22 protein-coding genes, 1 riboswitch and 2 other annotated features are annotated in these 26,084 nt (G+C 29.5%); of the genes, 18 read left to right on the forward strand and 4 right to left on the reverse strand.

Annotation, left to right across the window (positions count from 1 at the left end):
- The first annotated feature begins 82 nt into the window (after positions 1–82).
- The 9 genes from H8S10_RS01600 (at position 83) to H8S10_RS01640 (ending at position 8,043) form a co-directional block, all read left to right on the forward strand.
- On the forward strand, positions 83–1,051 hold the full coding sequence (locus tag H8S10_RS01600) for an ABC transporter permease (protein ID WP_186837735.1): 969 nt from the start codon (positions 83–85) through the stop codon (positions 1,049–1,051).
- 11 nt (positions 1,052–1,062) lie between these two features.
- On the forward strand, positions 1,063–2,079 hold the full coding sequence (locus tag H8S10_RS01605; protein ID WP_186837736.1) for an ABC transporter permease: 1,017 nt from the start codon (positions 1,063–1,065) through the stop codon (positions 2,077–2,079).
- A 151-nt stretch (positions 2,080–2,230) separates the two neighbouring features.
- Positions 2,231–3,226, forward strand: a complete 996-nt coding sequence (locus tag H8S10_RS01610; RefSeq protein WP_347707658.1) for an ABC transporter ATP-binding protein — start codon at positions 2,231–2,233, stop codon at positions 3,224–3,226.
- A 14-nt stretch (positions 3,227–3,240) separates the two neighbouring features.
- Entirely contained in the window at positions 3,241–4,224 is a 984-nt protein-coding gene (locus H8S10_RS01615; protein WP_186837737.1) for an ABC transporter ATP-binding protein, read from the forward strand.
- Positions 4,225–4,390: 166 nt separating this feature from the next.
- Positions 4,391–4,642, forward strand: coding sequence for a GIY-YIG nuclease family protein (locus H8S10_RS01620; RefSeq protein ID WP_186837738.1), 252 nt, complete (start codon positions 4,391–4,393; stop codon positions 4,640–4,642).
- A gap of 353 nt (positions 4,643–4,995) precedes the next feature.
- Positions 4,996–5,343, forward strand: coding sequence for a hypothetical protein (locus tag H8S10_RS01625; protein ID WP_186837739.1), 348 nt, complete (start codon positions 4,996–4,998; stop codon positions 5,341–5,343).
- Between the two features lie 34 nt (positions 5,344–5,377).
- Positions 5,378–6,046 (forward strand): response regulator transcription factor, encoded by a 669-nt coding sequence (locus H8S10_RS01630; protein WP_055265148.1) that lies wholly within the window; start codon positions 5,378–5,380, stop codon positions 6,044–6,046.
- Between the two features lie 2 nt (positions 6,047–6,048).
- A complete protein-coding gene (locus H8S10_RS01635; protein ID WP_186837740.1) occupies positions 6,049–7,416 on the forward strand; it encodes a HAMP domain-containing sensor histidine kinase in 1,368 nt (455 codons plus the stop codon).
- Positions 7,417–7,446: 30 nt separating this feature from the next.
- Positions 7,447–8,043 carry a PepSY domain-containing protein gene (locus H8S10_RS01640; protein WP_186837741.1) on the forward strand — a complete coding sequence of 199 codons (597 nt, stop codon included), beginning with the start codon at positions 7,447–7,449 and terminating at the stop codon, positions 8,041–8,043.
- Positions 8,044–8,306: 263 nt separating this feature from the next.
- Here the strand turns inward: H8S10_RS01640 and H8S10_RS01645 are convergent, their stop codons facing one another.
- Positions 8,307–8,408 (reverse strand): putative holin-like toxin, encoded by a 102-nt coding sequence (locus tag H8S10_RS01645; RefSeq protein ID WP_041081648.1) that lies wholly within the window; start codon positions 8,406–8,408, stop codon positions 8,307–8,309.
- A gap of 246 nt (positions 8,409–8,654) precedes the next feature.
- Between H8S10_RS01645 and H8S10_RS01650 the strand changes: the two genes are divergently transcribed.
- Complete coding sequence (locus tag H8S10_RS01650) at positions 8,655–9,584, forward strand: MerR family transcriptional regulator (RefSeq protein ID WP_186837742.1); 930 nt, start codon at positions 8,655–8,657, stop codon at positions 9,582–9,584.
- Between the two features lie 163 nt (positions 9,585–9,747).
- Here the strand turns inward: H8S10_RS01650 and H8S10_RS01655 are convergent, their stop codons facing one another.
- The gene (locus H8S10_RS01655; RefSeq protein WP_186837743.1) at positions 9,748–10,401 is read right to left on the reverse strand and encodes an HD domain-containing protein; all 654 of its coding nucleotides are present in this window, start codon (positions 10,399–10,401) and stop codon (positions 9,748–9,750) included.
- Between the two features lie 113 nt (positions 10,402–10,514).
- Here H8S10_RS01655 and H8S10_RS01660 point away from each other — a divergent pair, with 113 nt between their 5' ends.
- Positions 10,515–12,437: an ABC-F family ATP-binding cassette domain-containing protein gene (locus H8S10_RS01660; protein WP_055265138.1), complete on the forward strand. Its 1,923-nt coding sequence runs from the start codon at positions 10,515–10,517 to the stop codon at positions 12,435–12,437.
- A 316-nt stretch (positions 12,438–12,753) separates the two neighbouring features.
- Here H8S10_RS01660 and H8S10_RS01665 read toward each other — a convergent pair whose 3' ends face one another.
- Positions 12,754–12,975 carry a (2Fe-2S)-binding protein gene (locus tag H8S10_RS01665; protein WP_055265136.1) on the reverse strand — a complete coding sequence of 74 codons (222 nt, stop codon included), beginning with the start codon at positions 12,973–12,975 and terminating at the stop codon, positions 12,754–12,756.
- A gap of 253 nt (positions 12,976–13,228) precedes the next feature.
- Positions 13,229–13,475: a binding site (T-box leader), on the forward strand.
- Positions 13,476–13,640: 165 nt separating this feature from the next.
- Here H8S10_RS01665 and ileS point away from each other — a divergent pair.
- Positions 13,641–16,751 carry an isoleucine--tRNA ligase gene (ileS, locus tag H8S10_RS01670; RefSeq protein WP_186837744.1) on the forward strand — a complete coding sequence of 1,037 codons (3,111 nt, stop codon included), beginning with the start codon at positions 13,641–13,643 and terminating at the stop codon, positions 16,749–16,751.
- A 187-nt stretch (positions 16,752–16,938) separates the two neighbouring features.
- Positions 16,939–17,937, forward strand: coding sequence for a LacI family DNA-binding transcriptional regulator (locus H8S10_RS01675; RefSeq protein WP_055265132.1), 999 nt, complete (start codon positions 16,939–16,941; stop codon positions 17,935–17,937).
- A 247-nt stretch (positions 17,938–18,184) separates the two neighbouring features.
- Here H8S10_RS01675 and H8S10_RS01680 read toward each other — a convergent pair whose 3' ends face one another.
- On the reverse strand, positions 18,185–18,370 hold the full coding sequence (locus H8S10_RS01680; RefSeq protein WP_055265131.1) for a hypothetical protein: 186 nt from the start codon (positions 18,368–18,370) through the stop codon (positions 18,185–18,187).
- Positions 18,371–18,728: 358 nt separating this feature from the next.
- Between H8S10_RS01680 and H8S10_RS01685 the strand changes: the two genes are divergently transcribed.
- The 5 genes from H8S10_RS01685 (at position 18,729) to metG (ending at position 25,733) form a co-directional block, all read left to right on the forward strand.
- A complete protein-coding gene (locus H8S10_RS01685; RefSeq protein WP_055265129.1) occupies positions 18,729–19,304 on the forward strand; it encodes a nucleoside recognition domain-containing protein in 576 nt (191 codons plus the stop codon).
- Positions 19,305–19,317: 13 nt separating this feature from the next.
- Positions 19,318–19,842 (forward strand): nucleoside recognition domain-containing protein, encoded by a 525-nt coding sequence (locus H8S10_RS01690; RefSeq protein WP_055265127.1) that lies wholly within the window; start codon positions 19,318–19,320, stop codon positions 19,840–19,842.
- 84 nt (positions 19,843–19,926) lie between these two features.
- Positions 19,927–21,192: an aminopeptidase P family protein gene (locus H8S10_RS01695; RefSeq protein WP_186837745.1), complete on the forward strand. Its 1,266-nt coding sequence runs from the start codon at positions 19,927–19,929 to the stop codon at positions 21,190–21,192.
- A gap of 79 nt (positions 21,193–21,271) precedes the next feature.
- A riboswitch (Lysine riboswitch) is annotated at positions 21,272–21,448 on the forward strand.
- A gap of 123 nt (positions 21,449–21,571) precedes the next feature.
- Entirely contained in the window at positions 21,572–23,317 is a 1,746-nt protein-coding gene (locus H8S10_RS01700; protein WP_055265123.1) for a Na+/H+ antiporter NhaC family protein, read from the forward strand.
- A 95-nt stretch (positions 23,318–23,412) separates the two neighbouring features.
- Positions 23,413–23,650: a binding site (T-box leader), on the forward strand.
- A 130-nt stretch (positions 23,651–23,780) separates the two neighbouring features.
- Positions 23,781–25,733, forward strand: a complete 1,953-nt coding sequence (gene metG, locus H8S10_RS01705; protein ID WP_055265121.1) for a methionine--tRNA ligase — start codon at positions 23,781–23,783, stop codon at positions 25,731–25,733.
- Positions 25,734–26,084: the final 351 nt, after the last annotated feature.

Consider the following 26,084-nt stretch of genomic DNA (forward strand, 5'->3'; position numbering starts at 1 on the left):
CAAATGTGTGAATAAAGTATTAATTAGCCAATATAAAAAATATCATTAAATAATTTTAAATCTGAACGAAAGAGGTGTATCTATGAAGCAATATGTTATACGTCGTATATTAATTAGTATAGTTGTTCTTTTCGGAGTATCATTCATGATTTATGGGATATTACGTTTAATGCCTGGGGACTTTATTGAGCAAATGACATCAGGAAATCCAAGTATAACAGCGGAACAAAAAGAGTTTTTAAGAGAATCTTATGGGTTAAATGGAACTGTTATTGAAGGATATGTAACTTGGATAAAAAAAGCTATCACAGGAGATTTCGGAAAATCATTCCTTTATGCAAAGCCTGTTACTGAAGTAATAAAGAGCAGAATGTGGACATCTTTCTCATTAGCAGCAATTGCTTTTGTTATACAGCTCTGTATAGCGATTCCGCTCGGAATACTTGCGGCTACAAAACAATATACAAAAACAGATTATCTTATAGTTTTTCTTGCATTAGCAGGAATATCCTTACCAAGCTTCTTCTTAGCAGCTGTTTTACAAAGAGTTTTTGCTATGGGACTGGGATGGGTTCCTTTATCAGGTATGGTAACGGCAAGAGAAAATTTTACAGGATTTAGATTAACTTTAGATATTGGATACCATTTTATTTTACCAATTACAGTGTTTGTAATAACTGGTATTGGTGGATGGTTAAGATATGTTAGAACAAATATGTTAGAAGTATTAAATGCTGACTATATAAGAACTGCACGTGCTAAAGGTTTATCTGAGCGTAAAGTAATAGGAAAGCATGGATTTAGAAATACATTAATTCCAATAGTAACATTTATCGGAGGAACAATACCAAGCTTGTTTGCAGGAGCAATAATATCAGAAGGAATATTCTCTATTCCTGGATTAGGAAAAGCAGCTCTTGATGCAGTTCAAAATAAGGATTTACCTTTCTTAATGGGATACCTAATGTTTATGGCTGTACTTACATTACTTGGAACACTTATTTCAGATATATTATACGCAGTAGTTGATCCGAGAGTTAGATATAATTAGGAGGGGTTTTGATGATAACTGCAGAAGAATTAAAAAACATTAAGCAATCTAACCAAGAAGAACAAGATAGTTTTGAGAAAAACCAAATAATTCAAACTCCAGGTCAGCTAATAATGAAAAGATTTTTAAGAAACAAGTTAGCTATTTTAGGGGTATGTATTATTTTAGCAATTTCCTTGTTCTCATTTGTAGGACCATTATTTTCACCTTATGGAGAATATGAAATATTTTATATAAATCAAACAACTGGTGAAGAAATAAGAATGACTGATACGGAAGGAATTAAAGGGAAGAATGTAGGAGTTAATGTAAAAGCTCCAATGTCAGCTTCTCACCCTTTAGGTACTGATGCTGATGGTCGTGACGTATTAACTAGACTTATGTACGGTGGAAGAATATCCATAATGTTCAGTGTAGTTGTAACAATCATTGAGTTGCTGTTAGGAGTAACTTTAGGAGGAATAGCTGGTTATTATGGCGGAAAGATAGATATGTTAATCATGAGATTAGTTGAAATATTCTATTGTATACCATTCTTCCCGTTAATGCTTGTTACATCATCATTGATGGCTGCCTTTGGAGTAAAGCCTCAGATGAAGATTTATTTCTTAATGCTTATAATGGGGGTATTCAACTGGGCAGGTGTTGCGAGAATGATTAGAGGACAAATTCTTTCAATACGTGAAATGGATTATATGCAAGCAGCAGAAGCTTGTGGTTTAAGTGTAAGTCGTAAGATATTTAAGCATCTAATTCCTAATGTTACTCCAGTAATCATAGTAATGGCTACTATGGATCTTGGTAGTTTCATATTAACTGAATCAGCTTTAAGCTACTTAGGAGTAGGACTTTCATTCCCATATGCATCATTAGGTAATATGGTTAATGCGGTTAATAGTACTGTAATAATGAAAAATTACTTAAATATTTGGTTACCACCAGGAATAATGATATTATTCATAGTTATGGCCTTTAACTTTATTGGTGATGGTTTAAGAGATGCATTCGATCCAAGGATGAAGAGGTAGGTGAGTAGAAGTGGAAATGAATAATAAAGAATATAAAAAGAAACAAAGAGCTAAAATGAAAGAAATAAAGAAATTCAACTCAAAGATGTATAAGAAGTATAATAAGGATAAGAAACTTAAAAATGTACCAGAATCTCATTATACAGTAACTATGAGGGATGAAAATAATATATTAGAGTTTCATAATTTACAAACTCACTTCTTTACTGATACAGGAACTGTAAAAGCTGTTGATGGAGTATCTTTTGATATCCCAAGAGGAGCTACAGTAGGTGTAGTAGGTGAATCAGGATGTGGTAAATCTGTAACTAGTCTTTCTATAATGAGATTATTACAAGGACCACAAGGACAAATTGTTGGTGGAGAAATAAGATTTAATAATAAAAGTTCAGGAAAGGCAGTAGATATTGCTAAACTTCCTTTAACAGAAATGCAAAAGTTACGTGGAAATGAAATCTCAATGATTTTCCAAGAACCTATGACTAGTTTAAATCCAGTGTTTACAATTGGTGATCAATTAGCTGAACCAATTATGTTGCATGACCCTAAGATGAAAAAAGCAGATGTAGAAACTAGGGTAATAGAATTATTAAAACTAGTAGGTATAGCTAATCCAGAAGGTATAGTTAATAGATATCCTCACGAATTAAGTGGTGGTATGAAACAAAGAATTGTAATTGCAATGGCATTATGCTGCGACCCTCAATTAATTGTTGCAGATGAGCCTACAACAGCATTAGACGTTACTATTCAGGCGCAAATATTAGATTTACTTCGTGATTTGAAGGATAAAATAAATGCATCTATAATGCTTATAACTCATGACCTTGGAGTAGTAGCTAGTATGTGTGATTATGTAGTTGTTATGTATGCAGGTAGAGTAATAGAAAAAGGAACAGTACATGAAATATTTAAAGATCCTAAACATCCATATACTATTGGGTTAATTAAGTCTTTACCAAGTATGAATGAAGGTAATGATAAGCTATATTCTATACCTGGAAATGTTCCAAATCCAATTAATATGCCAAATCACTGTTACTTCAAAAATAGATGTGATAAGTGTAATGATGAATGTTTTGGAGATTACCCTCCTATTAAGGAAATAACACAAACACATAAAGTAAGCTGTCATCTTTATAAATAACTAAGGAGGTAATTATGAGTAGCCAAAATATTTTAGAAGTTAAAAATTTAAAGAAGCATTTCCCTATAAAAGCTGGTGTATTCCAACATGTTGTTGGACATGTTAAGTCAGTTGATGGGGTGTCTTTTGAAATAAAAAAAGGACAAACATTTGGGCTAGTAGGTGAATCTGGTTGTGGAAAAACTACAATAGGACGTACAATACTAAGATTAGTAGAACCTACAGAAGGTGAAGCTATATTAAATGGAAAAGACATATTTAAAATGTCTAAAAAAGAGCTTCAAAAAATTAGACCACAAGCTCAAATTATTTTCCAAGACCCATACTCTTCATTGGATCCTCGTATGCCTGTTGGTGAAATTATAGGTGAAGCTGTAAGAGCACATGGAATAGTTCCAAAAGAGCAGTATAGAGAATATATAATGCAAATAATGGAGGATTGTGGATTAAGACCATATCATATAGATCGTTACCCACATGAATTCTCAGGAGGACAACGTCAACGTATATGTATTGCCCGTGCATTAGCTCTTAATCCAAGTTTAATTATTGCTGATGAACCAGTAAGTGCATTAGATGTTTCTATTCAAGCACAAATAATAAACTTAATGAGAGAACTTCAAGAAAAGAGAGGTATTTCTTATTTATTTATATCGCATGATTTATCAGTAATAAAATATATTTCTCATGTAATAGGTGTAATGTACTTAGGAAATTTAGTTGAATATGCAACAACTGAGGAGCTATTTAATAATCCTATGCATCCATATACTAAGGCATTATTAAGTGCAGTTCCAGTACCGGATCCAGATGTTAAGATGGATAGAACTATATTAGAGGGAGATCTTCCATCTCCAGCTAATCCACCAGTTGGATGTAAATTTAATACACGTTGTCCAGAATGTATGGATATCTGTACTAAAGAAGCACCAACATTAAGAGTAATGAAAAATGGACATAAAATAGCTTGTCATTTATATGATGAAAAAGATTTATAATATTAAATACTAAGTAAGAAGAGCTGTTCGATGAACAGCTCTTTACTTATGTGAAAATAAGGTGCAATTAAAAAAATGATTCTTACTTTTATACAATGCCTTTTACATATAAATAAGGAATATTATAATAAATGTATACAATAAAGATGTGGATGGATAAGTTGATATGAATTATGTTTATATTTTAAAGTGTAGTGATGATAGTCTATATACTGGTTGGACAAACAATTTGGAGAAAAGATTTAAAGCGCATTCCACTGGTAAAGGAGCAAAATATACAAAGGCTAGATTACCAGTGGAATTAGTATATTATGAAGAGTTTGAAGATAAGATAGATGCAATGAAGAGAGAATATGAGATAAAGCAATTGAAGAGAAAAGAGAAGTTAGAATTAATTAATAGAAAAATTGATGTGTGAATGTCAGCGATTAGAAATTAAATCTTAGAATAAAGAGAAGTGAATATTAAAAATAGTAGTATTAATAAATAAGTTATAGAAATAGTAGAATCTTTTTATATGAAAAGACTACTATTTTTTTTTGAAATTTTTAATAAGTATAATGGAGAAACTTAAAATTTGAGTTTTGTTAGTTGAATTTATATTTTTATTACTAGAAAAAGAAATTACACTTAATATTAATAATTACAGTTGGTGTATATTTTGTGTAAAAAGATTAAAAAATTTTAATTTTACTCTAATTTTGTCTTCATGAAAGATATTAGCTTGTATTATATAATTCAATTACAGATTAGCAAGAAGGAGAAGATAATATGAATGAATATTTAGAAACAATAAGAGATAAAATAAAAACAAATAAAAGAAAATTAATAAAAAGAGCATCAATAGTAGTAGCCATAATAGCTGGATTAGGTATTGCAGCATTTGCAACTGTTTATAGTATAGCAAAATCTAATATTAATTATACAGTTGAAGAAGCAAAAGCAATAGTACTTCAATCAGTTCAAGGAGAAATAGTAAGAGTTAATAAAAGATTAGATTTAGATACTTTTAGTTTTGAATATGAATTTAAAATAAAAGATAAAAATAATATGCTGATAAAGGCTGATGTAAATTCTAGCCTAGGTGTTATTACAGATTTAGATAGCTATTATGATTAAAATTCAAATATGAATTAAATAAGGAGCAATCACTGTGAAAAACATATTAATTGTTGAAGATGAAGCAAATATTTCTGACTTTGTAAAAGGAGAATTAGAATATGAAGGATATAATGTTTGCATTAAAGAAGATGGTAGAGAAGGTTTGGAAGAAGCTTTAAAAAACGAATATGATCTTATAATATTAGACGTTATGTTACCTTCTATGAATGGTTTTGAAATATGTAGAAGATTAAAGAGAGAAAAACAGTCCACGGTAATAATGCTCAGTGCAAAGGATAGTGTAATGGATAAGGTTAATGGTCTTCAAATAGGAGCGGATGATTACATAGCAAAACCATTTGCAATAGAAGAATTACTTGCACGTATTGAAGTAGTATTTAGAAGGCAAGATAATTCAAATAATTACATAATAAAATTTAAGGACATCACAATTAATAAAAGTTCAAGAATTGTTAAAAAAGATGGTAATGAGATAAATTTAACTAATAAAGAGTATGAATTATTAATGATATTGCTAGATAACAAGGATAAGGTGGTTACTAGAGAAGAACTATTAGAAAAAATATGGGGATATGGATATGAACCAGAAACTAATGTTATAGATGTATATATCAGATATTTAAGGTCAAAGTTAAATAATGAGAATAAGGAACAATATATACAAACAGTTAGATCAGTTGGTTATATTATGAGGAGCTAATAATGAAAACTAAAAAGGTACCTATATTTTTAGAATTTATGAAAAAATCATTTTTTATAATTGGTTTAATTTTATTTATATATACAATTGGTCAACTAATTGCATTTGGTATGTTTACAGATGAATATGAAAGAGATTTATTAAAAGATAGGTATAAAGAGATAGTTAGTTTATCTCAAGATATAAACGTACAAATATCAGAAAATAGTTTTTATCAATACTTACAACATTTAGCAAATGATGATGAATATATTAGGATTTATTCATCAAACAAAATATACTATGAATCTCTATCTGAAGTATGGGAAAATATTAAATTTGATTATTTAAATAAAGATATTTCAATTAAACCTAGATTTTTTGATTCTGATATATATATGGTACTAACAGCCCCAATAAATATAGCAGGGTCCGAATATACATTACAGATAGCTAGAGAAAATGAGATGTTGAAGGATTTTACTGAAAACTCTTTTCAAATTTTAATTTTTACATTAATTTTAGGATTGATTTTAAGTGGTATAGGAGCTATTTACGTTTCAAAGAATTTTATAAATAGACTTAGAAGGCTTACAACAACTATGAATGAAATAAAGGAAAATGGTATCAATAAAAGAGCTGAGATTTCAGGACTAAATGATGAGATTGATAAAGTAAATATTGTTTTTAACTCAATGATGGATGAATTAGAAGAAGCATTTCATGAGCAAAGTAGATTTGTGTCAGATGCATCACATGAATTAAAAACACCGCTGACAGCACTTCATGGACACTTAAGTATGCTTAAAAGATGGGGAAAGAATGATAAAGATCGTTTAGAGAAATCATTGGATATATGTTTAAAAGAAGTTGAAAGATTAAAAAAATTAGTAAATGATATGTTATTACTATCTAAAGCAGAAAAATCAGAAATAAACTTAGATAAATTAGAAGAAATTAATCCGATAATAGTAGTTGATGAGGTTATAGAAGAATATAGAGTTTTAAAGCCAAATGTAAAATATATCGTTAATACTGATGAAGATATAAATATGAAAATTGACCCAAATGATTTAAAACAATTATTAATTATATTTATTGATAATTCTATAAAATATAACAATAAGGATAATATAGAAATTGAAATAACATTAAAAAAAGAAGCTAGTAAATTAAAATTAGAAGTTAAGGATAATGGGATTGGAATTCCAGAGAATGAAATTAATAATGTAATGAAGAGATTCTACAAGATTGATAAATCTAGAGTAAATAATAATTCTTTTGGAATTGGATTATCCATTGCAAATAGAATAGCAAATAATTATAATGCTAAAATTCAAATAGATAGTGAATTAGATAAATATACGAGGATAAGTGTATATTTCAAGTGATATAAATTATATTTAACAAAAGGAGAAAAAATGAAAAAATTAAGTTTAGCAGCGATTATAGTAACAGTTAGTATTAGCTTAATAGGATGTACAAATTCAGGTGTAGCAAATAACGGTAATGGGAATAACACTGAATCTAGTATACAAAATAATAATGTAAATAATACAGGTGATATTTCATTAGATAAAGCAAAACAAATTGTATTATCACATGCAGGATTAAGTAGTGATCAAGTAACATTTGTTCAAGCAAACAAGGATTTTGATGATGGAATTCAAAAATACGACATAGAGTTTTATTGTAATGGTAAAGAATATGATTATGAAATTAACGCATATAATGGACAAATTATACAATATGATTATGATATGGAGTATGATTATATTCAAAACAATAATAATCAAAGCAATGTAAATAACATAGCTAAGATTTCAGTAGAAGAAGCAAAACAAATTGTATTATCACATGCAGGTTTAACAAGTAATCAAGTTACTTTCAAAAGGACAGAATTAGATTTTGATTATGGGATTCAAAAATATGAAGTAGAATTTTATTATAATAATAGAGAATATAGTTATGAAGTAGATGCTAATACTGGAGATATATTGGCTTATGAGCAGGATTAGCGTATACTAAGAAAGAAGTGCTACTCTTAAATAGGGGAGCACTTTTTTGCCACAACATATTTTTATAAAGATATTATTATTAAATATATTTAAGTTTATTTTTTATAAAAATTTGATATAATATAAATAAGAAGTTCAGAAAATAAAAAAGTAGAGTGCGTCAACACTCTACTAAATATACAATTCTAGTTGCTTAGGCAACTGGTATCACTATGTTTTTATTAGATAAAAAATAGTAGCTTTCCAATTGCGAGATGGGGCTACTATTTTTTTGAGATTTTTTCTATAAGTAACACTATAAATGTTAATAATGCTATTAAGAATATACCTGCTGTAAATAGTAACATTAAATCATCGTTACTCATTAGTATCACCTCCTTTCACAAGAAAGGTGAGTGATACCAGTAGCCCACATTCAACTTTTAAATTGTACTTTAGAATTATACCATAATTATGTAGAAAACAAACAGAAGAATAAAATGGTAAAACTATTAGTACTTGCAATAGTTACTGAGAACCGTATCACAAAGAATATGAAAATTTAAAAGTAATAAATTGTTATTGACTGATACCTAGGGCATTAGATTAACATCTAAATTAGAGGTGGTTATATGTTAATAAATGAAGTATGTAAATTAACAGGCTTAACAAAGAAAGCAATTGAATATTATGAAAAACAAGGATTAATAAAGCCTATAAAGAGCGATAATGGATATAGAAATTATTCACAAGAGGATATAGCTTTATTAAATGAAATATCCTTGTATAGAAAATTAGATATAAGCATTAAAGATATTAAGGTAATAATAAAGAGTAGAGATAAGAAAGATATAATTAATAACATTATTAAAGATAAACAAAATAAAGAAATTCAAATAAAAATGCAAAAGAGATATTTAGAAGAAATAATAGAAAATAACTTCGATAGAATTTCAATAAAACAATTAAATGATGAGATTATTGAAAGTGAAAAAAATAATGGAGAATTTATTAAGAGAGAGTTGATTAGAGCTTTTCCTGATGGAATGGGAAAATATTTAGCATATCATTTTGCACCATACTTAAATGAACCTATAGATACTCCTGATAAATATGAAGCATGGATTAATATTGTTGAATTTTTAGATAATGTTCCTGAAATAAAAATACCTAGATTTATTCAAATTGGATATGAGAATATAAGTGATGAAATATCAAAGAAAATAAATGATGATACAAGAAATGAAATAAACAATATGCTAAATGCAGAAGGCGAAGAGTTAGAAAAGTATAAGCAAAAATTATTGGATAATATAGAAAAACAAAATGATAAATCATTATTAAAAGTTATGAATCCTTTTTATAAGTTTAAAAAGCAACTTAATGAATTTTTTAATAGCAGTGGATACTATGATATATTTTTACCTAACATGAAAATATTAAGTAGTGAGTATAAAGAGTATCATGATAAACTTACAAAGTTAAATGATAAGCTATCTAAAGAATTAGGGATTAAATATGATGAAAATATGAGAGTAATAATATCTAAAGATAATGATTAATAGTGTAAGAATAATATATAATTAAAATAGATGTGAAAAGTAGCTTTAGTTATTTATAGTGGTTAACTAAGGCTACTTTTAATGTTTTTTATATAAGTTTTAATAGTAATTTGTTATTATGAATATTATTAACTATAATAACTGCAACAATTATTGCCTAATATTATTTCCCAGGAAAATTCCACTCAGAATAAAACTCATCTAAAAAGCTTTCCATAAATTCATGTCTTTTTTTAGCTATTTCTTTAGCTGTTTTTGTATTCATTAGGTCTTTTAGCTTTAATAGTTTTTCGTAAAAATGATTTACAGTATGATTTTCTAGGTTTTTAACTTGTTCTAAACTTTCAAAGTTGATTGGAGCTACAGATGGGTCATAAATAGGTCTTCCTTTACTACCACCATAAGCAAAAGTTCTAGCTATTCCAATAGCACCAATGGCATCTAGTCTATCAGCATCTTGAACGACCTTACCTTCAATAGAAATTTGAGTAGAATCTACTACACCACCTTTAAAGGACATAGTTTTAATAATAGATATAATTTTATTTATATCATCTTTAGATACATCTATAGAATTTAAAAAGTTTTCTGTAACAGTAGTATTAGTTTCAGTACCATCTGAAAATTTCCAATCATCAATATCATGTAATAATGCAGTCATTTCGACTATAAAAAGGTCAGCATTTTCTTTTTCACCAATAAATTTAGCTAAATTATAAACTCTTTCTATATGAAACCAATCATGGCCACCACCTTCACCGTATAGCTTTTCTTTTACGAAGTCTTTAGTATTCTTTATCATTTTATTTTTATCCATAAATGACTCCTTTGATTTTTATTTAGTATTATTTTATTATACATAACATTTAATAAAACTAGTAGTTATATTATAATAAGAACATAAGATTCGAAAATGAAGAGGATGATTTTATGAATTTAATTACATTAGAAAATATAAGTAAAAGTTATTCGGAAAAAATATTAGTAGATAATATATCATTAGGAATAAATGAAGGTGAAAAAATAGGTATCATAGGAGTGAATGGTACTGGGAAATCAACATTTTTAAAAATAATTGCAGGTGTTGAAGAGCCAGATTCAGGAACTGTAACTAAAGGAAATAGAGTAAGAATAGAATATCTTTCACAAAGTCCTAACTATGATGAAAATGCAACAGTTATAGAGCAAGTATTTAGAGGAAACTCTGAAGAAATGAGTTTATTAAGAGATTATGAAGAAGTATTAGAAGAAATAAGTAAAAATCCTTCTAATGAAGATTTAAATAATAAGTTAATAAAGCTTCAAGGAAAAATAGATGCTTTAAATCTTTGGGGACTAGAAAGTGAAGCAAAAGTTGTATTAACTAAGCTTGGAATAAATGATTTTGAAGCAAAAGTAAGTACTCTTTCTGGGGGACAAAAGAAGAGAGTAATGCTTGCTTCTGCATTAATAACTCCATGTGAATTATTAATACTAGATGAGCCTACTAACCACTTAGATAATGAAACTATAAACTGGTTAGAAGAATATTTAAATAGCAGAAAAGGTGCTTTATTAATGATAACTCACGATAGATATTTCTTAGATAGAGTTACAAACAGAATTTTAGAATTGGACCAAGGAAGACTGTTTAGCTATGAAGGTAATTACTCTGTTTTCTTGGAAAAGAAGATGGAGAGAATGGAAATTGAGCAAGCATCAGAAGAAAAGAGACAAAACCTTATAAGAAAAGAGCTTGCGTGGGTTAGAAGAGGTGCAAAGGCTAGAACAACTAAACAAAAAGCAAGATTAGATAGATTTGATGAACTTGTTAATCGAAAGGTATATGAACAATCTGAAAATGTTGAAATATCAGTTATGGGAAGTAGACTTGGTAAGAAGATAATTGAAATTGAAAATATATCTAAGAGCTTTGGCGATAAGCAGTTAATAAAAGATTTTAGCTATATTGTGACTAGACAAGATAGAATAGGTATAGTTGGTGAAAATGGTGTAGGTAAATCTACATTAATTAAAATGTTAGAAGAGAAATTAAAACCTGATAGTGGAGAAATCGTAAAAGGGGAAACAGTTAGAATAGCTTGCTTCTCTCAAGATGATGAGCACATGAATCCAGATATGAGAGCTATTGAGTATATAAAAGAAGTAGCAGAGTATTTACAAACAGCTACAGGAGAAAGAATAACTGCATCTCAAATGTGTGAAAAGTTCTTATTTGATGGAACTTTACAATGGACTCCAATTGGAAAGTTATCAGGTGGAGAAAGAAGAAGACTTCATCTTTTAAGAGTTCTTATGGATTCCCCTAATGTACTTTTATTAGATGAGCCTACTAACGATTTAGATATAGAAACTCTTAAGAGATTAGAAGATTATCTTGATGACTTCGGTGGAGTAGTTATAACTGTATCCCATGATAGATATTTCTTAGATAGAATATGTAATAAAATTTTTGCTTATGAAGGTAATGGTAATATAAGAATATACACAGGAAACTATAGCGATTACCTATTAACTAAAGAATATGAGGAAGCTATAAATAAACAAGAAAAAGCTTCAGAGAAGCCTAAAGATTTATCTGAGAAAAAAGAAAGAGTAAAAGAGAAAAAGTTAAAATTTACTTATAAAGAAGAAAGAGAATTTGAAACTATTGATGAAGATATAGAAAACTTAGAAAATAAAATATCTGAAATAGATATATTAATGGAAAAAAACTCTAGAGATTTTGGAAAACTTCAAGAATTGATGAAGGAAAAAGAAGAGGTTGAAGCTGAATTAGAACATAAATATGAAAGATGGGAATATTTAAATGATTTAGCTCAAAAAATAGAAGAACAGAAAAATAATAAGTAGTGAAAAATACTACCAATATATATTTAGTAGATGTACACTTACAGTGTAACTTCAAGTAACCAAATTAAAATTTGGACTTTTAGTCAAGTTTGTATGAGTGAATCGAAAACTTAGATTTCACTTATGTATAATTAAAAGAAAAAATCACATACTATTAATGTAGCAAGGATGGGTAAAGATAACTCAATACCTATGCTACTGTAGATGAACTAGTAATATTTTATATTGCTAGTTCATTTTAGTTGCAAAAAAATATCCTACAATATAAATTATAGGATATTCTACATATTTGGGGATATGTATATTAAAGTTAATGTTAATTACTATTTAAATGATCGTTTATTAAAGTTTGAATTTTATCTTTGCATCTAAAGCCTTTGCAGCCACCAGTACAAGCACCAGTTACTTTTACAACATCATCAACAGTATGAGCTCCTTTAGCTATTACGTCTTTAATTGTTGCTCTAGAAATAGCTTTACATACACAAACCTTAGTTATCTTATCAAGAATCTCTTGATTTAAATTATTGTTTTCCATAGTGTATCCACTCCTAAATATTAAGAACCATCTTATTAGAGAACTAATATAATAATCTATGATTTAATTATAATAATAGAAAAAACAAAAGTCAATATTAATTAATAATGATTATTAATGCAAACTTTATACTAAGTATGCTATTATTATTCGTCTTTTGATAGTAAAGTATTTTATTAAAACTAATATTATAAAATAAAACAGTTTTTGGATGTAATTGACAATGAACTTTTCATAATATATAATAGAACCGTTAAAAACTATGATTAGGAAAAGTATTTAAGTTTTTTCTTTAAGAGAGTGATTGGTTGGTGTGAAATCATAGAAATGCTTTAAGAAAATCACCTATGAGTTGGAGGCTGAAAGTTTGACAATTAAGCTATCCCGTAATCCTGCGTTAAAGGATAGGATATGATAGTATCTGAAGATATGGCTCGTTTTATATATAATGTGAGCTTAATAACCATAGGTGGTATAGCGAATAACACTTCGTCCTTTTGGATGGAGTTTTTTTATTATATAAAAATTATATATATTTAATTTAAGTAATTTTTCTTATTTAAAGGTTGATACTAAAGATGTTGATACTAAGGATAATGTAAAAATATTTATTATTTCAATTTAAAGCAAAATAAGTAATTACATTAAGAGAAGGGAGAAGCAATATGTACAAAAAAGTAGAACTTCCAAATGGTTTTGTTGGCTTAGAAAAAGAAGTTGCAAATCTTTGGACTGCAAGAAATGTCATAAAAAAGAATTTTGATATGAACCAAGATGGTGAATATTTCACTTTCTATGATGGACCTCCAACAGCAAACGGTAGACCTCACGTAGGACACGTTTTAACAAGAGTTATGAAGGATATAATCCCAAGATACAAGGTTATGAAGGGATATAAGGTTATAAGAAAAGCTGGTTGGGATACTCACGGACTTCCAGTTGAACTTGAAATCGAAAAGAAGCTTGGAATTTCAGGTAAAGAACAAATAGAAGAGTACGGAGTTGAAAAATTCGTTAAAGAATGTAAAGAAAGCGTATTTACTTACGTAAGTATGTGGGAAAAGATGACTAACCAAATCGGTTATTGGGTTGATATGGAAAATCCATATGTAACTTATCATAACCCATACATCGAATCAGTTTGGTGGGCATTAAAACAAATGTGGGATAAAGGTCTTTTATATGAAGGACACAAAGTAATGCCATACTGCCCAAGATGTGGAACTGCATTATCATCTCACGAAGTTGCTCAAGGATATAAAGACGTTAAGGACTTAACTTGTATAGCTAAATTTAAAGTTGAAGGAGAAGAGAATAAGTATATCTTAGCTTGGACAACAACTCCTTGGACATTACCTTCAAACTTAGCTTTATGTATAAACAAAGCATACACTTATGTAGAAGCAAAAGTTGGAGAAGAAACATTAATATTAGCTAAAGATTTAGCAGCGAAAGTTTTAGGCGAAGATTATGAAATAGTTAGAGAATTCCCTGGAACTGAACTTTTAGGAACTAAGTATGAACAATTAATGCCTTTCGGTAAAGTTGAAGGTAAAGCATTTGAAGTAATTCACGGTGATTACGTTACTTTATCAGATGGTACTGGTATAGTTCATATAGCTCCAGCTTACGGTGAAGATGACAGCTTAGTAGCTAAAGCTAATGGAATCACTTTCATTAACTTAGTTGACAGAGAAGGTAGATTCGTAGAAGAAGTTACTCCATGGGCAGGAAAATTCGTTAAGAAATGTGATGAAAGCATCTGTAAATGGCTTGAAGAAAACAACAAGTTATTTAAATCAGAAAGACACCTTCACTCATATCCACATTGTTGGAGATGTGACACACCACTTCTTTACTATCCAAAGGAAAGCTGGTTTGTTGCAATGACAACTCTAAGAGATAAGCTTTTAGAAAACAATAATAAGATTAACTGGTACCCAGATAACATAAGAACAGGTAGATTTGGTAAGTTCTTAGAAAATGTTATCGACTGGGGTATTTCAAGAGATAGATATTGGGGAACTCCACTTCCAATTTGGGGATGTGAATGCGGACATAAAGAATGTATCGGAAGCATCGAAGAATTAAGAGAAAAGGGAATAAATGTTCCAGAAGATATCGAATTACACAAACCTTATATAGACAATGTTCACTTAAAGTGTGAAAAGTGTGGAAAAGAAATGACAAGAACTAACGAAGTTATTGACTGTTGGTTTGACTCAGGTTCAATGCCATTTGCACAATTACACTACCCATTTGAAAATAAGGAATTATTCGAGGAAAACTTCCCAGCTCAATTTATATCAGAAGCTGTTGACCAAACAAGAGGATGGTTCTACACATTATTAGCAATTTCAACTGCTATATTTGATAGAAATCCATTTGAAAACTGTATAGTCTTAGGTCACGTTCTAGATAAGAAGGGCTTAAAGATGTCAAAATCTAAGGGTAATGTTGTAGATCCATTCACAGTATTAGATGCTCAAGGTGCTGATGCTACAAGATGGCATTTCTACACTGCAAGTGCTCCATGGTTACCAACAAGATTCTCAGTTGATGATGTTGGTGAAGCAGGAAGAAAGTTCATGGGAACATTATGGAATGTTTACTCATTCTACGTTCTATATGCTGAATTAGACCAATTCAATCCGCTTAACTATGCTGATTTCGTATCAGAAAATGTTATGGATAAATGGATTATGTCTAAGCTTAACACATTAGTTAAGGACGTTGACTCTATGTTAGATTCATACCAAATAACTCAAGCTGCTTTAGCTATTGAAGATTTCACAGATGAGTTATCAAACTGGTATGTAAGAAGAAATAGAGGAAGATACTGGTCTCAAGAATTAACTGATGATAAGATTGGTGCTTATGTAACTTTATACAGAGTATTAACTACTTTAATAAAGGTTGCAGCTCCATTCGTACCATTTATAACAGAAGAAATTTATCAAAACTTAGTAACTGGATTAGACAATAATGCTCCAGAAAGCATTCACTTATGTTCATGGCCACAAGTTGATGAAAGTGCTATAAATAAAGATTTAGAAAAGGAAATGGATTTAGCTTACACAATCGTTAAGCTTGGAAGAAGTGCAAGAAATGGTGCTAACATTAAGAATAGACAGCCACTTTCTAAGATGCTTATTTCAACAGATTCACTTCCAGAATACTACGGAGATATCATAACTGATGAGTTAAATATCAAAGAAGTAGAATTTGGTGCTGACCTTTCTAAATATGTTAACTTTGAAATCAAGCCAAACCTACCTGTATTAGGAAGAGCTTATGGTAAGATGATACCTGGAATCAGAAAAGAAATAGCTGCTAGAAACCAAATGGAATTAGCTCAAGCTATCCAAAATGGGGAAACAGTAACTATAAATGTTGATGGAACTGAAATTGAACTTAATAAGGAAAACTTATTAGTTACAATGCAAGGTTTAGAAGGATATGCATTTGCTGGTGAAGGTTCAATAGGTGTTGTTCTTGATACTCATATTTCAGAAGAACTTAGAGAAGAAGGTCACGTAAGAGAAATGATTTCTAAGATTCAAAATATGAGAAAAGATAAAGGATTTGAAGTTGCAGATAAGATTAATTTATATGTAGCAGGAAATGAAATGCTAGAAGGCGTTATCAAAAAGTTTGCTGATACTATAAAGAAAGAAACTTTAACTCAAGAAATAGTATTTAATGGAGATTATGATTATACTGAAACTGTTATTAATGGTGAAAAATTAAATATGACAGTAGAAGTAGTTAAATAATTTAAAAATATTATGGTAAAGAAGGGAATTAACTCATAATTCCCTTCTTTTTTTGAAAGAATATATAAAGATAGATAAATTAGTTCAAAATTATATTATATTAATAAAATACTTATATGTTCTTGTACAACTAATGAAAAAACGGTATAATTAATAATTAAAATGAAAAAAATGGAGTGATGTTGACATGGCTACTTCTATTAAAGATGTTGCAAGAGAAGCGGGCGTTTCAATAGCTACGGTTTCTAGAGTACTTAATGATATAGATGTTGTAAATGAAGATACAAAGAAAAAGGTATTGGATGCAATAAAAAAATTAGGATACAGACCAAATATCGTAGCTAGAAGCTTAAAGACTCAAAGAACGAAGACAATAGGAATATTAGTTCCAGATATATCAAGTGGATTTTATCCTGAAATAGTTAGAGGAGCAGAAGATGTTGCTAATATATATGATTATAACGTTATATTATGTAACTCAGACTTTGACTACGATAAAGAAAAAGATTACTTAAGAGTATTGAAAGAGAAAATGGTAGATGGAGTTATCTACATGAGCTCTTCATTACAAGAAGAATCTCTAGATATTATTAATGATTTAGATTTAAAAACTGTTTTAGTTGAAACAAAAGACAGAGAAGGAAGATTACCAAGCGTAACTATAGATAACATAGAGGCTTCATATGAAGCAACTAAGCATTTACTTGAAAAAGGAATAAAAAATATTGCCTTTGTAGGAGTAAAGAAAGAGGTAGCTAATGCTTGGGGAGATAGATTCTTAGGATACGAAAAAGCTTTAAAAGAAGCTGGATTAGAAGTTGATGAAGATTTAGTATACCTTCAAAATCTTAAATACAAGACAGGTAGTGATGCTGCGGAAAAATTCTTAAGCCTTTCTAAAAAATTTGAAGGGGTTGTATGTGCATCAGATGAAATAGCTATGGGAGTTATAAATGGATTAAGAGAAAAGGGAATTAATACTCCAGATGACGTTAGTGTTATAGGATTTAATAATAACGCTGTAGCATCATATTTCTATCCAAGATTAACTACAGTAAATCAACCAAGTTATGATATGGGATCTGTAGCTATGAGAATGTTAATTAAAATCTTAAATAATAAACCTTTAGAAGAAGGTCAATATGTATTAGATTATAAGTTAATACAAAGAGAAAGTTGTAAATAAGTCGTTTTATACGACTTATTTTTTTTATTTATAAAGATTGTAATAATAAAGAAAATATGGTAAACTATATACATAAGGTTGATAACGTTTACTAAATAAGATAAAATGGGTTAAAAAATTCAACTATGTATGTGTTATTTTATGAGAGTATAAGTTAAATGGGTGTAATAATAATTTAGTAAACAAGATAATAAAAAGATAGCTATGGGTAAGCTATCTTTTTTTATTTTGAATAAAATATGTTATTTTATAATATTCCTTCATTTTTTAATATATCTTCTAATTGTTGTACCTTTTGAGTTAAAGTATAGAATTTTTCCTTTAAAACTTCTTTTGGGGCATCTATTGTATCAACGAATTCTTCCATTTCTTCAACCGTTTTTAATGCTTCCTCTATGTCTCTTTGAGCTAATTTTAAGTTTGATTCTTTCATCGGTACATCTCCTTATATTTAAAGTAAAACTAATATAGTATTTATCTTTATCCTATCACTAATAAATAGACGTTGCAAGGCATATATTTTAAATAGTTAACAGTTAAAAGAGAAAAGTTAAGAAGTGAAAAATCAACAGTTCCACGCGTTTATAAAATTAATAATTAAAAGTAAAAAGTTAAGGTTTAAATTCAGCTGAACTGAATTTAAAACATAATATAAAAATTACGGAATAGTTTTATTCATAACTTTTAATTTGTTATTTTACACTATTAATAAAAATAAGGAACGGTTTTATAAAAGCTAATAACTACTAAATCTTAACTATTAACTATTAATTAAATTGGGGGGATAGTAAATGATAAATTACATATGGTTTATAATGATTTTTCTAGGAATACTAGTTAGTATATTTACTGGCAATGGGGAAGCTATGTCTAATACAATAATTAGTTCTATAGATAGTACCGTTACTTTTATTATAAGTTTAGTTGGATTAATGTGCTTTTGGTGTGGAGTAATGAAGGTTGCTGAAAAAAGTGGATTAACAGAGAAGTTAGCAAAGCTTATGAAACCGATACTTAAAGTGATTTTTAAGGAAGCAGCAAAGGATGAAAAAGCATTAGGGGCAATTGTAATGAATATAACTGCTAATATGATGGGGTTAGGAAATGCTGCTACACCTTTTGGGATAAAAGCGATGGAAGAAATGGATAGATTAAATAGAGATAAAGGAAGAGCTAGTAATGATATGGCGTTATTTCTTGTACTTAACGCGGCTTGTGTTCAGTTAGTACCATCCACGGTAATTTCTATAAGAGCGGCAGCAGGGTCTACAAATCCTGGGGTAATAATTTTACCTGCGATTATATCAACCACGGTGGCGGCTATTGTAGGTGTTATATGTGCTAAAATTCTTCAGAGATATTTTTAAGGAGGGATAGAGTATGTTTCAATATATAACTAAAAGTATAATTCCTATAATAGTATTTATAATAATAACTTATGGGATGTTTAAGGGAAGAAAGGTTTATGATTGGTTTGTTGAAGGTGCAAAAGATGGATTAAAGGTATGTATGAATATTTTTCCTTATCTTTTAGCTATGATTTTGGCGGTTCATATATTTAGGGAAGCTAAGCTTTTAGATATGTTAAATAATCTTATCTCTCCTATATCAGGATTAATAGGTTTACCTAAAGAAGTAGTTCCTCTTGTTTTAGTAAAACCTCTGTCAGGAAGTGGAGCTATGGGGATATTTACTGATATACTTAAAAATTATGGACCAGATACGTTTATAGGGTTAGTATCATCAGTAATAATGGGAACTACAGAAACTATATTTTATACTGTAACGGTATACTTTGGTGCAGTTAAAATTAAAAAAGTAAGACATACAGTTTGGGCTGCAGTGATGGCTGATATGACAGCAATTATTATGGCAATATTAATGGTAAAAATTCTTATATTTTAAAAGTTTATGGAAAAATTTTGTTTTTATAGATATAATATTTATTAATTGTAGCTGTTAATTTAATACGCAAAGGAGAAAAAGTATATGAAGGCAGATTTTTTTAAAAATAATAGAAAAAGATTATTTGAAAAAATAAAATATAATTCAATTGTGATTTTATTTGCAGGTAATGCGCCTAAAAAGACTGCAGATGAAGCATATCCATTTACGCCTAATAGAAACTTTTACTATTCAACAGGGATAAGTGAAGAAAATCATATTCTTGTAATGAGTAAAGTAGGTGGAAGTGAGAAGAGTACATTATTTATAAAAGATATAGACCCTGATTTAGAGAGATGGATAGGAAAGAGTATTCGTAAAGATGAAGCTACTGAAATTAGTGGTATTGAAGACGTAAAATTTAAAAGTCAATTTGATTCAGAGATTCATAGATTGCTTTGCTTAAAAGAAGAAGTGAATCTATACTTAGATTTAGAAAGAGATAATATTTCTTCAACATCTAGTATAGCAAATGAATTTGCTAAGAATATAATTTCTAAATATCCACAAGTAATGATTAAAAATATATTTAGTATATTTGGAGAATTACGACTAGTAAAAAGTGAAGAAGAAGTTGATAACATAAAAAAAGCTATATCAATAACTATCGAAGGTATTGAAGCTTTAATGAAAAATTCTAAAGCAGGAATAAAAGAATATCAATTAGAATCATATTTTGATTTTGTATGTAAAAATAATGGGGTAAAGGATTTTGCATTTAAAACTATTTCAGCTGCAGGAAAAAATGCAGCTACATTACACTATGTAGCAAATGATTCAGAATTAAAAGACGGAGATTTAATTCAGTTTGATTTAGGAGCACAATATAACTTTTATAATGCAGATATTTCGAGAGCCTTCCCTGTAAACGGAAAATTTACAGAGAGACAAAAAGCTGTTTATAATGCTGTTTTAAAGGTTAACGAAGAAATAATAAATGATATAAAACCAGGAAAAACATTTAGAGATATCAATAAAAAAGCTACTGATCTAATAGCTGAAGAATGTATTAAACTTGGACTTATAAAAGAAAAATCAGAGGTTAGTAAGTATTATTTTCATAGCATTGGACATAGTTTAGGACTAGATACTCATGATTTAGAAACACCTCATAGAGATATAACATTTAAAGAAGGTGTAGTATATACAGTAGAACCAGGAATTTATATTGAAGAAGAAAATATGGGCATAAGAATAGAAGACGATATTCTAGTAACGAAAGATGGAGTAGTAAATTTGACAAGTGGAATGATAAAGACTGTGGAAGAAATAGAAACTTTTATGGCTAAGTATAATAATAACATTAAATAAATATACTTAAAAAAGTTATAAAATGGTATTGTCAAGAACAAATATAATGTGTATAATTATAATAAATTAATCGTGAATAAATAAAGGTAGAGGCGCGATACTTAAGAGTACTATTGATGAGGTAAGCACTGTGAGTTAATAGGAAAGGAATTATCGCCGAAGCATACAACTAATGCTTTAAGGTTGTATAGCTGGGGATGTATATAATATATATATCACTGTCACAAACTTGTTTTTGTGGTGAGCTATCATTTGAGGAAGACCTAATTTTTTAATGCAATTTTAGGGCCTTGAGTGTTAACTCAAGGCTCTTTTTATTGCACAAAAGCAAAACCCTTTAATTATTCACAAAAAATATATTAATTAGGGGGAAACAAAAATGAAAAAGACGGGATTTAGAGTAATCCTACTAACAATGATTATTTTTACTTTATCAACAACAATGGCATTTGCCAGTGAGTTAGAACCAGCAGCAGTAAATGCAGAAAGATTTGGGTTATTAACTTTAATACCACCAATAGTAGCGATAGTATTAGCATTTATTACTAAGAACGTTGTTATTTCTTTATTTATAGGGATTTTATCAGGTAGTTTTTTAATTAGCCTTACAGGATATAATGTGTTTTATGCACTTATACAAGCATTCTTAGATTTTGTTACAAGAGCATTAAATTCTTTAGCAGATCCGTGGAATGCAGGTATAATACTTCAGGTATTGGCAATTGGAGGAGTTATTAATCTAGTAGGTAAAATGGGTGGAGCTAAGGCTATAGCAGAAGCTTTAGCAAAAAAAGCAAAGACTGCAAGAAGCACTCAATTAATAACTTGGTTATTAGGATTATTCGTATTCTTTGATGATTACGCAAATTCACTTATAGTTGGACCTATAATGCGACCAGTAGCTGATAAGATGAAGATTTCAAGAGAAAGATTAGCATTTATAATTGATGCAACTGCAGCGCCAGTAGCTGGACTTGCAATAATATCAACTTGGATTGGATTAGAAGTTAGCTTAATAGGTGAAGGGTTTAATCAAATAGGTGTAGAAGCAAGTGGATTTGGAGTATTCCTTCAAACTATACCATATAGATTTTACAACATATTAATTCTTGCATTTATAATTATTACAGCAGTTACTTTAAAAGAATTTGGACCAATGAGAAAAGCTGAAATAGCTGCAAGAAAGAGAAATAAAGATATTGTTGAAGAGATAGCAGCATCATCTTCACAAATGGATGAATTAGAACCAAAAGAAGGTGTAGAGCTTAGCATATGGAATGCAATTATTCCAATAGGGACACTAATTATTTCAGCGTTAGTAGCATTCTACTATAGTGGATATAGCTCAATAATGGGTGGAGATAACGTAGCACTTCAACAAATAATGACTAACTCACCAATGTCATTTGCAGGAATAATGGAAGCTTTCTCAGCAGCAGATGCTTCAGTAGCATTATTCCAATCAGCATTATTTGCATCAGTTGTAACTATAATTATGGCTGTTAGTAAAAAGATATTTACTTTAAGTGAAGCTATAGAAACTTGGGTAGATGGAATGAAAGGGCTAATTATTACAGGAGTTATTCTTATATTAGCTTGGTCTTTAGGTTCAGTAATTAAAGAACTTGGAACTGCATATTATTTAGTTGAAGCTTTACAAGGTGCTATACCAGCATTTTTATTACCAAGTTTAATATTCGTTCTAGGAGCAGTAATATCATTCTCAACTGGAACTGCATATGGAACAATGAGTATATTAATGCCATTAGCAATACCTCTTGCACATTCAATTAATCCTGAAATGTCATTTATAGTAGTTTCTACAAGTGCAGTATTAACAGGAGCAATATTTGGAGATCATTGTTCACCAATTTCAGATACAACAATACTTTCATCAATGGGTGCAGGATGTAACCACATAAATCACGTTAATACACAAATATGGTATTCATTATTTGTTGCAACAATAACAATATTATTTGGTTATATTCCAGCAGGTTTAGGATTACCTATATATCTAGTATTACCATTAGCACTAGTTGCTGTATATGTTGGGGTACAAATATTTGGTAAGAAGGTAGATGAAGCTAACATAGAAGCTGAAACAGGCGCTTTAGCAAAATAAGAAAATAATAGGGGCTATATAAAGGCTGTGCATGGGGGCACAGCTTTTATTTTTGCTTATTGACAGTTTTTACATTTTAGCATATTATAAAATTAATAAATGCATAGAAAAGAAGAGTAGTTTAGGAATATGTCTAAAGAGAGCTAGGATTTGGTGAAAGCTAGCGTCATTGAACTTTATGAAGATGGTCTTGGAGCAGATTATCTGAGTCTTATGATTAGGATAATACGGTAGCAACCGTTATATTGCACGGTGATGATAGTCACCTAGTGAGATATTTATTGTGAGATAAATGTAAAAATAGAGTGGTAACGCGTATATAACGCCTCTATATGGGTAATTAACCTATATAGAGGATTTTTTTATAATTAAAAATTAATAATTAGAAGTGAATATTTAACGAAAATATCAAAATTTAAATTCCTATATCTTAATTATTAATTAGAAAAAAGGAGGAAGAAATATGACTAAAAAACCATATTATATAACTACTGCAATTGCATATACTTCAGGTAAGCCACATATAGGTAATACTTATGAGGTAGTTTTAGCTGATAGTATAGCAAGATATAAGAGATTACAAGGCTATGATGTTCAATTCCAAACAGGAACAGACGAACATGGTCAAAAAATTGAGTTAAAAGCTCAAGAAGCTGGTATTACACCAAAGGAATTTGTTGATAATATAGCAGGTGAAATTAAAGGAATTTGGGATTTAATGAATACTTCTTATGATAAATTTATCAGAACAACTGATGAGTATCATGAAAAACAAGTTCAAAAAATATTCAAGAAGCTTTACGAACAAGGGGATATATATAAAGGTCACTATGAAGGATTATATTGTACACCATGTGAATCTTTCTTTACTTCATCACAATTAGTTGATGGTAAGTGTCCTGACTGTGGAAGAGAAGTTCAACCAGCTCAAGAAGAAGCATATTTCTTAAAGCTTAGCAAATATACAGATAGATTAATTGAGCATATAAACACTCATCCAGAGTTTATTCAACCAGAATCACGTAAAAATGAAATGATGAACAACTTCTTATTACCAGGATTACAAGATTTATGTGTATCAAGAACATCGTTTAAGTGGGGTATTCCAGTTGATTTTGATGATAAACACGTTGTATATGTATGGCTTGATGCTCTTTCAAACTATATAACTGGTTTAGGATATGATTTAGATGGAAATCATGCAGAAGCGTATACAAAATTCTGGCCAGCAGATTTACACTTAATAGGTAAGGATATTTTAAGATTCCATACTATTTACTGGCCAATTATGTTAATGGCTCTTGATATTCCATTACCAAAGCAAATTTTCGGTCATCCATGGTTATTACAAGGTGACGGAAAAATGAGTAAGTCTAAAGGTAATGTTATATACGCTGATGATTTAGTAGAATTATTTGGTGTTGATGCAGTTCGTTACTTCGTTCTTCATGAAATGCCATTCGATAATGACGGAACAATCACTTGGGAATTAGTTACTGAAAGAGTTAACTCAGATTTAGCTAATACTTTAGGAAACCTTGTTTCTAGAACAGTTACAATGGTTGAAAAGTATTTTGACGGAGTAATTCCAGTACCAATGGTTAAAGAAGCTGTAGATGATGAGCTTATCTCATTAGCGCTTGAAACTCCTAAAAAAGTTGCAGATAAGATGGAGCATTTAAGAATTGCAGATGCTTTAGATCAAATATGGAACTTAATTAGAAGAACAAATAAATATATAGATGAAACTACTCCTTGGGTTCTTGGAAAAGATGAATCTCAAAAGGATAGACTTGCTACAGTACTTTATAATTTATGTGAAAGTATAAGATTTATATCAAGCTTAATTGCACCATTCTTACCAGAAACAAGTGCAAAAATCAATGAACAAGTTAATATTTCAAAAACAGATTTAGAAAGCTTACATTCATTTGATGGAACAGCTGCTGGAACAAAGGTTAATAGAGGTGAAGCAATTTTCCCAAGACTAGATGTAAAAGCAATATTAGAGGTAGTTGAAAAGAAAAAAGCAGAACAATTAGCAGCACAACAAAAAGTTGAAGAAAAGAGAGAAATAACTCCAATTAAAGAGGAAATCACAATAGATGATTTTGCTAAGCTTGACTTAAGAGTAGTTAAAGTAACTGCTTGTGAACCAATCAAGGGAGCAAAAAAATTATTAAAATTAAAAGTAGATTTAAATGGTGAAGAAAGACAGGTAGTATCAGGAATAGCTAAATTCTATAAACCAGAAGAATTAGTAGGAAAATACGTTGTTTTAGTAGCTAACTTAAAGCCAGTAACATTAAGAGGAGAATTATCTCAAGGTATGATACTTGCTGCAGCTACAGACGATGATAGTGTATTAAACCTAGTAAGTCCAGGTGAACTACCAACAGGAAGCCAAGTAAGATAAGTGAGACTCTAAATCTCTGATTTAGCTAGTCGAACTTACACCTACGAACGGATGTGAGTCGGTGTTTCCTCTAAGACTCTAAATCTCTGATTTAGCCAGTCGAACTTACACAGACGAACGTATGTGAGTCGGTGTTTCCTCTAGATTTTAAATCTTTGATTTAGTTAGTTGAATTTGACTAAAAGCTCAAGTCTGTGATTGGGTATTTTGAAGTTACACTATAAGTGTATTGATTTGACGATAGAGGAAGTTTCACTTAAAACAAAGGAGCCATTAGGCTCCTTATTTTATAGTGAAAAGTTTTGCTAAAGCAATATTTTCACTTTCACTGTAGGTGAACTTTTCATCTTT

Source organism: Clostridium sp. NSJ-49 (genome assembly GCF_014287725.1).
GTDB lineage: Bacteria > Bacillota > Clostridia > Clostridiales > Clostridiaceae > Clostridium > Clostridium disporicum_B.

Bases quoted from the DNA above. Each gene is read 5' to 3' on its own strand.
- H8S10_RS01680 (WP_055265131.1), bottom strand. From the start codon at position 18,370: ATGAAAGAATCAAACTTAAAATTAGCTCAAAGAGACATAGAGGAAGCA.
- H8S10_RS01610 (WP_347707658.1), top strand. From the start codon at position 2,231: ATGAGGGATGAAAATAATATATTAGAGTTTCATAATTTACAAACTCAC.
- H8S10_RS01620 (WP_186837738.1), top strand. From the start codon at position 4,391: ATGAATTATGTTTATATTTTAAAGTGTAGTGATGATAGTCTATATACT.
- H8S10_RS01675 (WP_055265132.1), top strand. From the start codon at position 16,939: ATGGCTACTTCTATTAAAGATGTTGCAAGAGAAGCGGGCGTTTCAATA.
- H8S10_RS01625 (WP_186837739.1), top strand. From the start codon at position 4,996: ATGAATGAATATTTAGAAACAATAAGAGATAAAATAAAAACAAATAAA.
- H8S10_RS01685 (WP_055265129.1), top strand. From the start codon at position 18,729: ATGATAAATTACATATGGTTTATAATGATTTTTCTAGGAATACTAGTT.
- H8S10_RS01700 (WP_055265123.1), top strand. From the start codon at position 21,572: ATGAAAAAGACGGGATTTAGAGTAATCCTACTAACAATGATTATTTTT.
- H8S10_RS01640 (WP_186837741.1), top strand. From the start codon at position 7,447: ATGAAAAAATTAAGTTTAGCAGCGATTATAGTAACAGTTAGTATTAGC.
- H8S10_RS01645 (WP_041081648.1), bottom strand. From the start codon at position 8,408: ATGAGTAACGATGATTTAATGTTACTATTTACAGCAGGTATATTCTTA.
- H8S10_RS01635 (WP_186837740.1), top strand. From the start codon at position 6,049: ATGAAAACTAAAAAGGTACCTATATTTTTAGAATTTATGAAAAAATCA.
- H8S10_RS01600 (WP_186837735.1), top strand. From the start codon at position 83: ATGAAGCAATATGTTATACGTCGTATATTAATTAGTATAGTTGTTCTT.
- metG (WP_055265121.1), top strand. From the start codon at position 23,781: ATGACTAAAAAACCATATTATATAACTACTGCAATTGCATATACTTCA.
- H8S10_RS01655 (WP_186837743.1), bottom strand. From the start codon at position 10,401: ATGGATAAAAATAAAATGATAAAGAATACTAAAGACTTCGTAAAAGAA.
- H8S10_RS01690 (WP_055265127.1), top strand. From the start codon at position 19,318: ATGTTTCAATATATAACTAAAAGTATAATTCCTATAATAGTATTTATA.
- ileS (WP_186837744.1), top strand. From the start codon at position 13,641: ATGTACAAAAAAGTAGAACTTCCAAATGGTTTTGTTGGCTTAGAAAAA.
- H8S10_RS01650 (WP_186837742.1), top strand. From the start codon at position 8,655: ATGTTAATAAATGAAGTATGTAAATTAACAGGCTTAACAAAGAAAGCA.
- H8S10_RS01605 (WP_186837736.1), top strand. From the start codon at position 1,063: ATGATAACTGCAGAAGAATTAAAAAACATTAAGCAATCTAACCAAGAA.
- H8S10_RS01665 (WP_055265136.1), bottom strand. From the start codon at position 12,975: ATGGAAAACAATAATTTAAATCAAGAGATTCTTGATAAGATAACTAAG.
- H8S10_RS01660 (WP_055265138.1), top strand. From the start codon at position 10,515: ATGAATTTAATTACATTAGAAAATATAAGTAAAAGTTATTCGGAAAAA.
- H8S10_RS01615 (WP_186837737.1), top strand. From the start codon at position 3,241: ATGAGTAGCCAAAATATTTTAGAAGTTAAAAATTTAAAGAAGCATTTC.
- H8S10_RS01695 (WP_186837745.1), top strand. From the start codon at position 19,927: ATGAAGGCAGATTTTTTTAAAAATAATAGAAAAAGATTATTTGAAAAA.